This is a genomic window from Streptomyces sp. MNU89 (assembly GCF_020982505.1).
Classification (GTDB): Bacteria; Actinomycetota; Actinomycetes; order Streptomycetales; family Streptomycetaceae; genus Streptomyces; species Streptomyces xinghaiensis.
In genome coordinates this window covers 1,254,197-1,268,389 of the sequence record NZ_JAJKLL010000001.1, presented here as the reverse complement: position 1 = coordinate 1,268,389, position 14,193 = coordinate 1,254,197, and the positions used below count along the sequence as shown (strand labels likewise).

The window sequence follows — 14,193 nt, the reverse complement described above, 5'->3', positions numbered from 1 at the left end:
CCCGGCCCTCACGGCTAAACGTCGCGGGGAGCCAGCGGCCGGTTCGCGGGACCCTGGATGACCTGGCCGTCCACCCCGAACCGGGAGCCGTGGCAGGGACACTCCCAGGCCCGCTCGCCGGCGTTGAAGGCCACCAGGCAGCCCAGGTGCGTGCAGCGCGCGGAGACGGCGTGCACGGCGCCCTCCTCGTCCCGGTAGACGGCGCAGCTGCGGCCGCCGCTGCGGACGACGGCGCCCGCGCCGGGCGGGATGTCGTCCACCGAGTCGGTGTGCGCGGTCCTCAGCCGGTCGCCGACGAAGTGGCGTCCCACGGTCGCCTGGTGCCTGAGGAAGCCGCCGCCCTCCCGGACGGTGCTCATCAGCCGCCGCGGGTCGTACAGTCCGGCCCACTCCGGGGTCTCGCCGCGGATGAGTGCCGACAGCAGCCGGCCCGACATCACCCCGCTGCTCATGCCCCAGCCGCCGAAGCCGGTGGCGACGTAGGTGTGCCGGGCGCCCGGGTGGAGCGGGCCGACCATGGGCACGGTGTCGGTGGGGTCGTTGTCCTGCGCGGCCCAGCGGTGGGAGATCTCCGTGCCGGGGAAGTGCTCGGCCGTCCAGTCCGCCAGCCGCCGGAACCGCTCGCCCGCGTCGGCCGTGCCCGGCAGGAAGCTCTCGCCGGTGACGACGAGCAGCCGCCGCCCGTCCGGTCCGGGTGCCGTCCGCACCGAGCGTTTGTTCTCCTCCTGGGTGATGTACATGCCGGCGGGATCGCGGTCCGCGGGGAGCGTGCCGGCGACCACCAGTTCGCGGTGCGGGGAGAGCTTGGCGAAGCCGAGGGAGCGGTCGAAGACCGGGTAGTGCGTGGCGACCACGACATCGCGCGCCGTCACGGCCGCCCCGCCCTCCGTCGTCACCCGGCAGGGCGTCCCCTCCCGCAGCCCGGTGACCCGGGACCGTTCGTAAATCCGTCCGCCCCGGGCCCGCAGGTCCTCCGCCAGCCCGAGGAGGTACTTGCGCGGGTGGAACTGCGCCTGGCCGTCGACCCGCACGGCACCGGCGACGGGGAAGGGCAGGCCCGTCTCCGTGACATAGGAGGCAGGGAGCCCGGCCTCGGCGGCCGCCCGCGCCTCCGCCTCGACCTGCGCCGCGGCCGCCGGGTCCCGGACGTAGGTGTACGCGGGCAGCCGCTCCAGATCGCAGTCGATGCCCAGTTCGGCCGCCGTCGCGGCGACGTGCTCCACCGCGTCCGCCTGCGAACGCGCGTACAGCCGGGCGCCGTCGGCGCCGCGCGTCGTGCGCAGCCGGTCGTAGACCAGGGTGTGCAGGGCGGAGACCTTGGCGGTGGTGTAGCCGGTGACACCGGTGGCGATGCGGTCCGCCTCCAGAACGACGACACCGAGTCCCGCGCGGGCCAGTTCCCACGCCGTGCACAGCCCGGCGATACCCCCGCCGATCACGGCGACGTCGGTCTCCAGGTCCGTGTCCAGGGAGGGGTGGGAGGTCTGCGGGGTGGTGTCGATCCAGTACGACTCGTGTGTGCCCGGGAGATCTGTCATGCGGCAGCGGGTTCCCCCGGAGGCCGCGTTCTGCACTTGCCGGGAGCGCCCGCGGGCCGCCCCGCGGTCCGCCGGGGCCGCTCGTACGGGTGGGTATGAGTACCCCCGCTGAGTACGCGCACTCATGTGTGGTGTCAGTGGCAGGGGACAGGATGTGAGGCATGGAGAAGATCGCGAACACCCGGGTCCAGCAGTTCCAGCCGCACTACCGCCCGCAGGGCGGCGAGGCTCTTCCGTACGGCGGCGGGCAGGCCGTCGCGGGCGCCATGAAGGCGGCCCTGGCGCTCGGCGGCGCCGCGGCGGTGCTCTGGGTGATCTTCATGGTCTACACCCTCACCCTGTGGACCCTGGGCGGCTGACCGGCGCGTTCCCCACCGCCCCGCGGTACCCGGCACCCCGCGGTACCCGGCACCCCGCGGTACCCGGCACCCCGTGGCACCCCCGGCCGTACCCGCGGCGCGCCCGCGGTGGCAGGATGCGGCCCGGACCACCCGCTGAGCGGAACCCCGGTCCCGCACCGGGCAGCGAGCCGGAGGACGGACCCCATGCGACCACGACGGACGGCCGGGAACTGGCCCGCCACGGAAGCCGAGGCGGTGGCCGAGCAGAACCGGCTGCGGGAACGGGCCGACACGGCCGGCCCCGGTCCGGCACCGGGCGAGGTGCCGACGATCGCGGGCGTGGACGTCGCCTATGACGAGGCGACCGGACGGCTCGCCGCGGCCGCCGTCGTCCTGGACGCGGAGACGCTGGAGCCGCTCGACGAGGCGACCGCCACCGGCCACGCCGCGTTCCCGTACGTTCCCGGACTGCTGGCCTTCCGCGAACTCCCGCCCGTTCTCGACGCCCTGGAACGGCTGTCCGAACCGCCCGCGCTGGTCGTCTGCGACGGCTACGGCCTGGCCCACCCCCGGCGGCTGGGGCTCGCCGCCCACCTCGGCGTGCTGACCGGCATCCCGTCCTTCGGCGTCGCCAAGACCCCGTTCGGCTTCGCCTTCGCACCGCCCGGCCCCGAGCGGGGCGCGAGTTCGCCGCTGCTCGACGGCGAGGAGGAGGTGGGGCGCGCGCTGCGCACCCGGGAGGGCGTCAAGCCGGTCTTCGTCTCGGTGGGCCACGGGATCGGCCTGGACCACGCCGTCGCCCACACCCTCCGGCTCACCCCGCGCTACCGGCTGCCGGAGACGACGCGGCGGGCCGACTCCCTCTGCCGCCGCACCCTCGCCGCCGCCCTCGGGGACACCGCCCCGGTCTGAGCGCCGGGGCGCGGGCCCTCCCGCGCCACGCCGCTCCCCGCCGCGGCGGCCCCGCACCCGCCGCGCCGGCCCTGCGGACGTACGTCCGGACCGCCTGACCGTCCCGCCCGGACCGCTGTCCGGGCTGCGCAACGGCGCCGTCCCGGCCTCCGCCCGCCGCGGCCCGGGGGTGCCGCCCGCACACGGTGGCGTGCGTAGGGTGAGCCCATGTTCGTACTCGAATTGACCTACTGCGCGCCCGCCGACCGGATCGAGGCCCTCCGCGAGGCCCATATGGCCTGGGTGGACGAGCAGTTCGAGGCGGGGGAGTTCATCGCCTCCGGCCCCAAGAAACCGCGTGACGGCGGGGTGATCCTCGCCGTGGGAGCCGACCGCGACCGGGTGGAGGCCATCGCGGCGAGCGACCCCTTCGCCCAGGAGGAGGTCTGCGAGTACCGGATCACCGAGTTCACCGCGAGCCGCACGGCGCCTCCCCTGCGGGAGTACCGCCAGCCGGCGCGGAGCTGAGCACCGGCGCACACCGGTCCGGGCGGCACGGCCCCAGAGGCGTCCGCGGTCCGGCCCCGGAGCACCCACCCGCGACACGCAGCGAAGCACGGCCGGGAGACGGCACCGAGCACTACTGGGACGCGGCGGCCACCCGGCCGCCGCGTCCCACGTTTTTCCCGGTCCGGAGGGCTTGTGCGAACTGGAACACGTTCTTAGCATCAGTGGTGTTACATCGATGGTGTCATGCCGGGCCGCCGTGGCAGTCACCGCACCACCGCGGCGGCGCACCAGGGCGGTATCACCAAGGTTTGGGGTCGGGGTCTCGATGGCAGTCACCGGGAACGGTCCGCTGGCGGGCGTGCGCGTGGTGGAGCTGGCGGGCATCGGGCCGGGCCCCTTCGCCGCCATGCTCCTCGGCGATCTCGGGGCCGACGTCGTCCGCGTCGACCGCCCCGGCGGGGCCGGGCTCGGCATCGACCCGGCGTACGACCTCACCAACCGGAACAAGCGCTCCGTCCTGATCGACCTCAAGACCGGGGCCGGGCGGGCGGCCGTGCTCGGCCTCGCCGCCCGGGCGGACATCCTGCTGGAGGGCAACCGGCCCGGCGTCACCGAACGCCTCGGCGTCGGCCCGGAGGACTGCCTGGCCCGCAACCCCCGCCTGGTGTACGGCCGGATGACGGGCTGGGGCCAGGACGGCCCGCTCGCCCCGCACGCCGGGCACGACATCGGCTACGTCGCCGTCACGGGGGCCCTCGGCATGATCGGTGCGGCCGGCGGCCCGCCCGCCGTGCCCGCCAACCTCCTCGGCGACTACGCGGGGGGCTCCCTCTATCTCGTCGTCGGCGTCCTCGCCGCCCTCCAGCACGCGCGGACCACCGGCACCGGACAGGTGGTCGACGCGGCCGTCACCGACGGCACCGCCCACCTCACCACGATGATCCACGCCCTGCTCGCCGCCGGCGCCTGGCAGGACCGCCGGGGCGTCAACCTGCTCGACGGCGGAACCCCCTTCTACGGCGTCTACGAGACCGCCGACGGCGGCTGGATGGCCGTCGGCGCCCTGGAGGAGCGCTTCTACGAGGAGTTCACCCGCCTCCTCGGCCTCGGCGAGGAGGCACCCGGCCGCGGCGACCCGGGGGACTGGGAGGCGCTGCGCGCCGCCGTCGCCGACCGCTTCCGGACCCGCACCCGCGAGGAGTGGACGGCCGTCTTCGCGGACTCCGACGCCTGCGTCGCCCCCGTGCTGTCCCTGCGCGAGGCCCCGCGCCACCCGCATCTCGCCGCCCGCTCCACGTTCACCGACCACGGCGGCATCACCCAGCCCGCCCCCGCGCCGCGGTTCTCCGCGACCCCGGCGCCGTCCGCACACCCCCGCGCTGCCCGGCGCCCACACCGCCGAGGTGGCCGCCGACTGGGACGTCCCCTGCCTCACCGCCGACCCGGCTCCCACCACCTCGTCAGGAGGCGCGCGTTGAAGCGCACCGTCTTCACCGCCGAGCACGAGGCCTTCCGCGGGACCGTCCGCGCCTTCCTGGAGAAGGAGGTGGAACCGCACCACGAACGCTGGGAGCGGGAGGGCGTCGTCGACCGCTCCGCCTGGCTCGCCGCCGGCCGGCAGGGGCTGCTCGGGCTCGCCGTCCCCGAGGAGTACGGGGGCGGCGGCGCCGGCGACTTCCGCCACAGCGCCGTCCTCACCGAGGAGTTCGCCCGGGCCGGTGCCTCCGGCCTGGCGATCGGCCTGCACAACGACATCATCGGCCCCTACCTCACCGCCCTCGGCACCGAGGAGCAGAAGCGGCGCTGGCTGCCCGGCTTCTGCAGCGGCGAGACCATCACGGCCATCGCGATGACGGAGCCCGGCGCCGGCTCCGACCTCCAGGGCATCCGCACCACCGCCACCGACGCCGGCGACCACTGGGTGCTCAACGGCTCCAAGACCTTCATCTCCAACGGCATCCTCGCCGACCTCGTGATCGTGGTGGCGCGCACCACCCCCGAGGGCGGTGCCAAGGGCCTCAGCCTGCTCGTCGTCGAACGCGGCATGGAGGGCTTCGAGCGCGGCCGCAACCTCGACAAGATCGGCCAGAAGGCACAGGACACCGCCGAGCTGTTCTTCCACGACGTCCGCGTCCCCAAGGAGAACCTGCTGGGCGAGGAGAACGGCGCCTTCCTCCATCTGATGACCCATCTCGCCCAGGAGCGGATGAGCATCGCCGTCGCCGCCATCGCGGGCGCCGAGGAACTGCTGGAGATCACCAAGCGGTACGTCAAGGAGCGGGAGGCCTTCGGCCGGCCGCTGGCGAAGCTCCAGCACATCCGCTTCGAGATCGCCGAGATGGCCACCGAGTGCGCCGTCACCCGCGCCTTCCTCGACCGCTGCATCGAGGAGCACACGGCCGGGCAGCTCGACGCCGTGCACGCCTCGATGGCCAAGTGGTGGGCCACCGAACTCCAGAAGCGGGTCACCGACCGCTGCCTCCAGCTCCACGGCGGCTACGGGTACATGACCGAGTACCGGGTCGCGAAGGCGTTCACCGACGGCCGCATCCAGACCATCTACGGCGGCACCACCGAGATCATGAAGGAGATCATCGGCCGGTCGGTCCTCGGCTGACGGCGGTCCGTGCGGCGGCATCCGCACGGCACCACCGGCGGAACGGCACGCACCGCACCCCCACCACCCGGACGACCGCACCACCCGCCGCCCGCCCCGGGCGGCACGGCATCGAACAGCACGGAAAGGCTGCCGACGTTGAGCACCGAAGCGTACGTCTACGAGGCGATCCGCACCCCGCGCGGCCGCGGCAAGGCCAATGGCGCCCTGCACGGCACCAAGCCCATCGACCTGGTCGTGGGCCTGATCCACGAGCTGCGCCACCGGTTTCCCGGGCTGGACCCGGCGGCCATCGACGACATCGTGCTCGGCGTCGTCAGCCCCATCGGCGACCAGGGCTCCGACATCGCCAAGATCGCCGCCATCGCCGCCGGGCTCCCGGACACCGTGGCCGGCGTGCAGGAGAACCGCTTCTGCGCCTCCGGTCTGGAGGCCGTCAACCAGGCCGCCGCCCGGGTCCGCTCCGGCTGGGAGGACCTGATCCTGGCCGGCGGCGTCGAGTCGATGTCCCGGGTCCGGATGGGCTCCGACGGCGGCGCCTGGGCCATGGACCCGATGACGGCCTACGAGACCGGCTTCGTCCCGCAGGGCATCGGCGCCGACCTGATCGCCACCGTCGAGGGCTTCACCCGGCACGACGTCGACTCCTACGCCGCCCTCTCCCAGGAGCGGGCCACCGAGGCGTGGAAGGACGGCCGCTTCCAGCGCTCCGTCGTCCCCGTCCGGGACCGCAACGGCCTGACCGTCCTCGACCACGACGAGCACATCCGCCCCGGCACCACCGCCGACTCCCTGGCCTCCCTCAAGCCGTCCTTCGCGGACATCGGCGAGCTGGGCGGCTTCGACGCCGTCGCGCTGCAGAAGTACCACTGGGTCGAGAAGATCGACCACGTCCACCACGCCGGCAACTCCTCCGGCATGGTGGACGGTTCCGCGCTCGTCGCCATCGGCAGCGAGGAGGTCGGGCGCCGCCACGGCCTCACCCCGCGCGCCCGGATCGTTTCCGCCGCCGTCTCCGGCGCCGACCCGACGATCATGCTGACCGGCCCGGCGCCCGCCGCCCGCAAGGCGCTCGCCAAGGCCGGGCTGACCATCGGCGACATCGACCTCGTCGAGATCAACGAGGCCTTCGCGGCCGTCGTCCTGCGCTTCGTCCGGGACATGGACCTGGACATCGAGAAGGTCAACGTCAACGGCGGCGCGATCGCCATGGGACACCCGCTGGGCGCCACCGGCGCCATGATCCTCGGCACCCTCGTCGACGAACTCGAGCGCCGCGAGCAGCGGTACGGGCTCGCCACCCTCTGCGTCGGCGGCGGCATGGGCATCGCCACCATCGTCGAACGCCTCTGAGCGCCCGGAACCGGCCCTTCCCGACCCCCTCCACGGAGACTGCGAACACCATGAGCGAGCCCACCACCATCCGCTGGGAACAGGACGGCACCGGTGTCGTCACCCTGGTCCTGGACGACCCCCGGCAGTCCGCCAACACCATGAACGCCGCCTTCCGCGACTCCCTCACGGCCGTCGCCGACCGCCTGGAGGCCGAGCGCGACTCCGTCCGCGGCGTGATCGTCACCTCGGCCAAGAAGACCTTCTTCGCCGGCGGCGACCTCCGCGACCTCAGCCGGATCACCCCCGACCGGGCCCAGCAGGCGTTCGACTCCGGTATGCGCATCAAGCGCGACCTGCGCCGGATCGAGACCCTCGGCAAGCCGGTCGTCGCCGCCCTGAACGGCGCCGCGCTCGGCGGCGGCCTGGAGATCGCCCTCGCCTGCCACCACCGCGTCGCGCTCGACAACGCCAAGGCCAGGTTCGGGCTGCCCGAGGTGACCCTCGGCCTGCTGCCCGGCGGCGGCGGTGTCGTCCGCACCGTGCGGCTGCTCGGCATCACCGACGCCCTGCTGAAGGTGCTGCTGGAGGGCCGCCAGTACAACCCGGCGCGGGCCCTGGAGGCCGGCCTCGTCCACGAGGTGGCCGCGAGCGAGGAGGACATGCTCGCGCGGGCCCGTGCCTTCATCGACGCCCACCCCGAGTCGCGGCAGCCCTGGGACGTCAAGGGCCACCGCATCCCCGGCGGCACCCCCTCGACCCCGAAGTTCGCCGCCAACCTGCCCGCCTTCCCGGCCAATCTGCGCAAGCAGCTGAACGGCGCGCCCTACCCGGCTCCGCGCAACATCATGGCCGCCGCCGTCGAGGGCGCCCAGGTGGACTTCGAGACCGCCCAGGTCATCGAGGCCCGCTACTTCACCGAGCTGGCCACCGGGCAGACCGCGAAGAACATGATCCAGGCGTTCTTCTTCGACCTCCAGGCCGTCAACTCCGGAGCCGGCCGCCCGGACGGCCCCGAGCCGCGCACCGTCCGCCGGGCCGCCGTGCTCGGCGCCGGGATGATGGGCGCGGGCATCGCCTACTCCTGCGCCCGCGCCGGCATCGAGGTCGTCCTCAAGGACGTCTCCGCGGAGGCGGCCGAGCGCGGCAAGGCGTACTCCGCCAAGCTGCTGGAGAAGGCCGTCGCCCGCGGCCGCACCACCGAGGCCGAGCGGGACGCGCTGCTGGCCCGCATCACCCCGGCCGCCGACCCGCAGGCGCTGGCCGGCTGCGACGCCGTGATCGAGGCGGTCTTCGAGAACCCGGAGCTCAAGCACCAGGTCTTCCAGGAGATCCAGGACGTCGTCGAGCCCGACGCGCTGCTCTGCTCCAACACCTCCACCCTCCCCGTCTCGCTGCTGGCCGAGGGCGTGAAGCGGCCGGAGGACTTCATCGGCCTGCACTTCTTCTCGCCCGTCGACAAGATGCCGCTGGTCGAGATCGTCAAGGGGAAGCGGACCGGGGAGGAGGCCCTGGCCCGCGCCTTCGACCTCGTGCGGCAGATCCGCAAGACCCCGATCGTGGTCAACGACTCCCGGGGCTTCTTCACCTCCCGGGTCATCGGCCGGTTCATCAACGAGGGCGTCGCCATGGTCGGCGAGGGCATCGACCCGGCCTCCGTCGAACAGGCCGCGGGCCAGGCCGGCTACCCGGCCAGGGTGCTCTCCCTGATGGACGAGCTGACCCTCACCCTGCCCCGGAAGATCCGCGAGGAGACCCGGCGGGCCGTGGAGGAGGCGGGCGGCAGCTGGGAACCCCACCCGGCGGACGCCGTCATCGACCGCATGGTCGACGAGTTCGGCCGCACCGGTCGCAGCGGCGGCGCCGGCTTCTACGACTACGAGGACGGCGGGCGGGCCGGTCTCTGGCCGGGCCTGCGCGAGCACTTCACCCGGCCGGACGCGGAGATCCCGTTCGAGGACATGAAGGAGCGGATGCTCTTCTCCGAGGCGCTCGACTCCGTCCGCTGCCTGGAGGAGGGCGTGCTCACCTCGGTCGCCGACGCCAACATCGGCTCCGTCCTGGGCATCGGCTTCCCCGGCTGGACCGGCGGCGTGCTCCAGTACATCAACGGCTACGAGGGCGGGCTGCCCGGCTTCGTGGCCCGCGCGCGGGAACTGCGCGAGACGTACGGGGAGCGCTTCGCGCCGCCCGCGCTGCTGCTGGAGAAGGCGGAGAAGGGCGAGATCTTCACCGACGGCCCGCGCGGCTGAGCCGGCGCGGCAGCGCACCGCGCCGGTCCCGGGCAGGGGAGCGGCGCGCGGGCGGGCCCGGTGGATTCCTCCACCGGGCCCGCCCCGCTGGGTCGTTGGCGTTCCCCGGTCGTTCCCGTCCCTTCCCCGGCCGTTCAGCGGTTGTCGCCGCGGAGGACGTCGTCCAGGGCGAAGTGCCCGTTCGGCCCCAGCTTCAGCACGGGGACGGCCCGGTCGATGGGATCGCCGTTGTTGCGGAAGGAGAGGAAGCCGCTGGCCCCCTCCACCCCCTGGTCCCGGCCGCGCAGCTGCCGGAACCTCCGCGCCACCGCCTTCCCGCTGAGCACGCTGCCGTCGAGGGAGGTCATCCGGACCGCGGTGATCGCGGTGAGCACCGCGTCGTGGGCCATCATCGCCTGGGCGTCGTCGCGCCGTTCGTCGGGGAACTGCTTGCTCATCCAGCCGCCCTCCTGGAAGAACGCGGCCGACGGCCGCGACACCGCGGTCCTGTCCTTCTCCCACATGTCCGGGTGGGCCAGCCCGGTGTAGTACACCTCGACGCCCTTCTCCGCCGCCTCCCGGAGCTGGTCGGTGGTGAGATTGGTGGTGTCGTCGCCCGTCATCACCGTGAAGTCGCGCTGCTGGCACTTGCGGTTGGCGAGCTTGTTGATGAACGACATGAGGTGCTTGCCCCGGCCCGCGAAGTAGACGACGTCGGGCTCCTCGCCGCAGAGGTTCTGGACGATCCAGCGCAGCTCGCCCTCCCAGCTGTCGGGCTGCGAGGCGTCGTACACCGCGTTCTCCTCCGGGAGGGTGTGCTCCTCGTCGGGGAACACCTTGCGGAACTCCTCGGCGAGCGTCCTGGCGTAGAGGTTCTTCTTCGCCTCGTCCTCGACGATGACGGCGTCCTCGTACCCCCGCTTCTTGAGGTACGCGGAGGCGGCCCTCGCCTCGTCCCGGTTCGTCGGCGCGACCCGGACGAGCCCGGCGATCCCGGTGAGGTTGGTGGCGCTCATGGTGCTGGCCACCATGGCGATGCCCTCCTCGGAGAGCCGGCCCATGGCATCCATGTTCTCGGTGGTGCTGGGGCCGAGGCCCGTCACCGCCAGCACCCGTTCCTCGCGCCGCTCCGCCCGGCTCAGTGCGATGAGCCGGTCCACCGTGTACCGCCAGTGCTCGGCGCCGCTGCCGGTGTTGGCCACCAGCAGCCGGATCTTGGGCGAGCCGGACAGGTCACGCCTGTTGGCGCGGATCTGGGCGAGATAGGCGCCCTGGAGCTGCCGCCGGATGGCGTCCCGGGAGTTGCTGTCGTCCTTCTCGACGGTCAGCGAGGTCATGTAGGCGATGGTGACGTAGTTCTTCTCCTTCTCCATCACCTCGCGGTTCTCGTCCCCGATCTTCTGCTGGATGTCCTTCAGATGCCCGGCGAAGGCGAACTTCGGGTCCGTGACGCCGTCCGTCGCGCCCACGCACTCCTCGTCCGGGCCGCGTCGCTCCACGCCCTCCGCGCACCGGGCCTCCCGCTTCTGCCACCAGCCGTACAGCTGCGGGACCCCGAGCCCCAGGACCAGCGCCGTCACCAGAATGCCGACGGCCCAGTGCACCACCGGGCGGGTCGGCCGCCACATCTCCATGTCCCCCACTCCCCACGTCCTGCCCCGTCCGTGCCCGTGACCGCCCTGCCGCGGGCGGATGTCATTCGTCGCGCCACTGCCGGTAGCGCACCGCCTCGTCGTAGAGCGGGACGATCCCCGAACTGCGCATCGCGGCGAGATGGTCGTAGTTGCCGGCGATCACGGCGTTGAGCCGCCGGCCCGGGTCGCTCAGCGGATCGCTCCAGATCCACCGGGCCACCACCAGCCGCCGGATCACCGCCTCCGGCGACATGGCCGGGGTGTCGCTCCCGGTGGTGAGCGAGTCCAGCAGCCGCAGCGGCGGGACCGCCTTGTCCAGCCGGTTGGGCGCGGAGGTCACCAGGTCCAGGTCGCGGATGAAGTCCTCGCTGCCGCGCTCCGTGAACCGGCGTGCCAGCAGGGCGGCGACCGGTTCCGTCTCGCCCAGCGCCAGCCGGTGGTACATCTCCTCCAGCTCCATGTCCTTGCCGGGCGTGAGCTCCGCCGGCCGTTCGCGCCCGGTCCGGAAGTGCGCGGCCAGCCGTGCGTGGCTGTCCCGCCACATCTCCTCGTCGGCCGCCAGTTCCCACAGCAGCAGCCGGCGCAGCCACGGGTGGAGGACGAGCCGGCCGTCCTCGGCCGCGAGCAGCCAGCGCTCCCGGAGCAGGCCCGGCAGGGGCTCGCCGTGGTCGCCGGTCCCCGTTCCGAACACCTGGGCGCAGACGGAGAGATCGCGTGCGGCGGACCAGCGCACGAGCACGGCGCGGCGGTCGCTCCCCGGCTCGTCGGCCAGGTCCTCCAGGAGGTAGCCCAGGGAGGCCTGGGCGAGGGTGGGGCCCCGGGGTCGGGGCCGGGCACCGGGGAGCCGGGGGCAGCCCCGGCACCCGGCGCAGGCAGGCGTAGGGGTCCTCCTCCGGGGCGGGGTGCTCCCGGGCGGCGCGGAGCAGGGTGTTCACCGTGTGCCGGACGGCCCAGGGCAGCCCGCCGGTGAGCCGCTGCACCCCGGGGACGATGTCGGGCCGGCGGGGTGCCCCGGCGCTGAGCACCCGGGTGTCGGCGAGCCGCAGCGGCCGCAGCTCCAGCGGGTACCACCAGAAGTCGTCGGAGCTCTCACTGCCCCGTCCCGCCTCCCAGTGCCCGAGCGAGGCCAGATCGGAGTCCTGCGGCCGCAGCGCCCACTGGACGCCGGTGGCGGGGCCCCACTCGGGCAGCCAGCGGTGCACGCTGGCGAGGGTGACCAGCGGGTCGCAGCCGCGCCGGGCGGCCTTGTCCTCGTGCCGCGCCTCCAGCAGCAGCTCCAGGAATCTCCGCCCGGTCTCCGTATGGCAGTTGTCGAGCAGCAGCAGGAAGGCGCGGTGGTTGAGCCACCCCTTGGCGTGCTCGCGCAGGTCGGCCAGGAAGGCGCGGAGGAGGACGCGTTCGACGTCCCGCGGGCCGTTCTCGCGGCCGTCGTCGGCGCGGTGCTGCCAGGAGTTGAGTTCGACCAGCGCGTCCGCCGGGTCCGCGCAGGGCGGGATGCGCCCGTCGCCGTACCAGCCGATGCCGCGGTTCAGGGCCCGCCACGGGAGCTGGCCGGTGCGCGGGGTGACGGAGGACAGGACGGCGGCCGCGGCGTCGGAGACACCGGGCGGGGCGTCCAGCGCCTCCGCCAGGACTTCCGCCAGCTGGCCGAGGAAGCTGCCGTAACGGCCCTCGCGGTTGCGGAGTTCGTCGCGGATCAGCCGGGGCAGCTTGCGCCGCGAGTGGGCGCGGAGCAGGTCCTCCATCGGCGTGCCGGTCGTGAGCAGTCCGACGATGAAGCGCGGGAAGCTCGGCTCCTTGTAGTTCGTCAGCTTCCGTTCCAGCTCCCGGGCCAGACCGCCGAGGACGGTCCGGATGTCGAGCCCGGCCGCCGCGTCGAAGTTGAGATACGCGCACGGGGTGTCCGGCGCGAACCTCTCCTTCACGTAGGCGTGCAGATCGGTGGCGCCGATACCGGTCGGCCCCAGCAGGACGGTCACCGGCCGGTCCGCCCCCGGGGGCAGCGCCAGGCAGTCGCGGATGAGTTCCCGCACGGGTTCGCGGCCGCGCAGACCGCCCGGCAGTTCAGGCATGTACGTCCCCCGTGTGTCGGTCCGTGTCGCACGGCTCTGCCCGCGGCTCCCCCCGCGTCGTACCGACGGCAGTCTTTCCCGGCCGGGCCGCCGCCGACCGCGGAACGGGCGGGTCGTAACGGAAGGGATATGAACCGTGCGAGGTGCGTGACCGGTTCCGGGCATCTGTGCGAGACGGGGGACGGCTCGCGGGCGAGCCCGGGGGCGCGGCTCATTCCTCCGGGAAGGAGGCCCGCAGTTCCTCCCGCATGGACCGCTGGAACGCCGTGACCAGGGCCTGCACCACCAGCGGCTGCATGTGCGCCGACAGCACGCGCACCGTCTCCACCTGGTCCGGGTCCTCCTCCCGCTCCCGGTACGGCTCCCAGACCTCGTCCCGGAAGAGCCGGCTGAGCTCCCGTGCCGCCTCCCGGGTGTGCTCCAGGACGACGGAACGGGCCGCGAGGAGCGTCTCCAGGCCGACCGGCACATCGAGCAGCCGGACGCCCAGGTGCAGCAGCGGGGGATCGACCCGGAAGACGTCCGGGTCCTCCGTCCGCACCGCCACGTTCATCGCGGCGAGCCGGTCGATGTCGCTCTCCTCCAGCGGCCGGCCCGCGCGCCGCTCCAGCTGCTCGCGGGTGGCCTCCTCCGCCCCGTCGGGCGCCCAGGACGCCACCAGGGCCCGGTGCATGGCCAGGTCCTGGGCGCTGAGGTCCTCCGGGAGGCGGCGCAGATAGCGCTCGATGGCGGCCAGCGTCATGCCCTGGTGCCGGAGTTCCTCGATCAGCGCCAGCCGGGACAGATGCTCCTGGCCGTACCGCCCGACCCGGCGCGGGCCGATCTCCGGGGGCGGCAGCAGCCCGCGGGTGCTGTAGAAGCGGATGGTGCGGACGGTCACCCCCGCGCGGGCGGCCAGCTCGTCGACCGTCAGGCCGTGGACGGTCAGCTCCTGGGGCATCGGCTGCGCCTCGCTCTCTCGTTCCTCTGCGCCGGTCGTGTTCAACAGTATTGCTGTCTCACCGCCCGTGTGAAACCTTTCGGAAGC

General features: G+C 73.6%; 10 protein-coding genes and 1 pseudogene. 7 read left to right on the top strand and 4 right to left on the bottom strand.

Annotation, left to right across the window (positions count from 1 at the left end):
* Nucleotides 1-14 precede the first annotated feature (14 nt).
* Nucleotides 15-1,538: an FAD-dependent oxidoreductase gene (locus E4N63_RS05535; RefSeq protein WP_125624296.1), complete on the bottom strand. Its 1,524-nt coding sequence runs from the start codon at nucleotides 1,536-1,538 to the stop codon at nucleotides 15-17.
* Nucleotides 1,539-1,699: 161 nt separating this feature from the next.
* Between E4N63_RS05535 and E4N63_RS05530 the strand changes: the two genes are divergently transcribed.
* The 7 genes and pseudogenes from E4N63_RS05530 (at nucleotide 1,700) to E4N63_RS05500 (ending at nucleotide 9,481) form a co-directional block, all read left to right on the top strand.
* On the top strand, nucleotides 1,700-1,897 hold the full coding sequence (locus E4N63_RS05530; protein ID WP_125624295.1) for a hypothetical protein: 198 nt from the start codon (nucleotides 1,700-1,702) through the stop codon (nucleotides 1,895-1,897).
* Nucleotides 1,898-2,083: 186 nt separating this feature from the next.
* Nucleotides 2,084-2,791: an endonuclease V gene (locus E4N63_RS05525; RefSeq protein ID WP_230240092.1), complete on the top strand. Its 708-nt coding sequence runs from the start codon at nucleotides 2,084-2,086 to the stop codon at nucleotides 2,789-2,791.
* Between the two features lie 207 nt (nucleotides 2,792-2,998).
* On the top strand, nucleotides 2,999-3,298 hold the full coding sequence (locus E4N63_RS05520; RefSeq protein WP_125624293.1) for a YciI family protein: 300 nt from the start codon (nucleotides 2,999-3,001) through the stop codon (nucleotides 3,296-3,298).
* 307 nt (nucleotides 3,299-3,605) lie between these two features.
* Nucleotides 3,606-4,758: pseudogene (locus E4N63_RS05515) on the top strand (CaiB/BaiF CoA transferase family protein).
* Nucleotides 4,755-5,897, top strand: coding sequence for an acyl-CoA dehydrogenase family protein (locus tag E4N63_RS05510; RefSeq protein WP_125624291.1), 1,143 nt, complete (start codon nucleotides 4,755-4,757; stop codon nucleotides 5,895-5,897). Before E4N63_RS05515 ends, E4N63_RS05510 begins: the two are co-directional and overlap by 4 nt.
* A gap of 138 nt (nucleotides 5,898-6,035) precedes the next feature.
* Nucleotides 6,036-7,250 carry an acetyl-CoA C-acetyltransferase gene (locus E4N63_RS05505; RefSeq protein ID WP_230240091.1) on the top strand — a complete coding sequence of 405 codons (1,215 nt, stop codon included), beginning with the start codon at nucleotides 6,036-6,038 and terminating at the stop codon, nucleotides 7,248-7,250.
* 50 nt (nucleotides 7,251-7,300) lie between these two features.
* Nucleotides 7,301-9,481, top strand: a complete 2,181-nt coding sequence (locus tag E4N63_RS05500; protein ID WP_230240090.1) for a 3-hydroxyacyl-CoA dehydrogenase NAD-binding domain-containing protein — start codon at nucleotides 7,301-7,303, stop codon at nucleotides 9,479-9,481.
* A gap of 134 nt (nucleotides 9,482-9,615) precedes the next feature.
* On the opposite strand, the gene E4N63_RS05495 is transcribed toward E4N63_RS05500, so the two are convergent.
* The 3 genes from E4N63_RS05495 to E4N63_RS05485 form a co-directional block, all read right to left on the bottom strand.
* Nucleotides 9,616-11,094: an ABC transporter substrate-binding protein gene (locus tag E4N63_RS05495; protein WP_125624288.1), complete on the bottom strand. Its 1,479-nt coding sequence runs from the start codon at nucleotides 11,092-11,094 to the stop codon at nucleotides 9,616-9,618.
* A gap of 61 nt (nucleotides 11,095-11,155) precedes the next feature.
* Nucleotides 11,156-11,833, bottom strand: a complete 678-nt coding sequence (locus E4N63_RS05490) for a hypothetical protein (protein WP_230240089.1) — start codon at nucleotides 11,831-11,833, stop codon at nucleotides 11,156-11,158.
* 1,544 nt (nucleotides 11,834-13,377) lie between these two features.
* A complete protein-coding gene (locus tag E4N63_RS05485) occupies nucleotides 13,378-14,106 on the bottom strand; it encodes a MerR family transcriptional regulator (RefSeq protein ID WP_125626295.1) in 729 nt (242 codons plus the stop codon).
* Nucleotides 14,107-14,193: the final 87 nt, after the last annotated feature.

Coding starts and splice junctions, on each gene's coding strand:
- E4N63_RS05500 (WP_230240090.1), top strand. CDS start 7,301: ATGAGCGAGCCCACCACCATCCGCTGGGAACAGGACGGCACCGGTGTC.
- E4N63_RS05520 (WP_125624293.1), top strand. CDS start 2,999: ATGTTCGTACTCGAATTGACCTACTGCGCGCCCGCCGACCGGATCGAG.
- E4N63_RS05495 (WP_125624288.1), bottom strand. CDS start 11,094: ATGGAGATGTGGCGGCCGACCCGCCCGGTGGTGCACTGGGCCGTCGGC.
- E4N63_RS05530 (WP_125624295.1), top strand. CDS start 1,700: ATGGAGAAGATCGCGAACACCCGGGTCCAGCAGTTCCAGCCGCACTAC.
- E4N63_RS05535 (WP_125624296.1), bottom strand. CDS start 1,538: ATGACAGATCTCCCGGGCACACACGAGTCGTACTGGATCGACACCACC.
- E4N63_RS05525 (WP_230240092.1), top strand. CDS start 2,084: ATGCGACCACGACGGACGGCCGGGAACTGGCCCGCCACGGAAGCCGAG.
- E4N63_RS05485 (WP_125626295.1), bottom strand. CDS start 14,106: ATGCCCCAGGAGCTGACCGTCCACGGCCTGACGGTCGACGAGCTGGCC.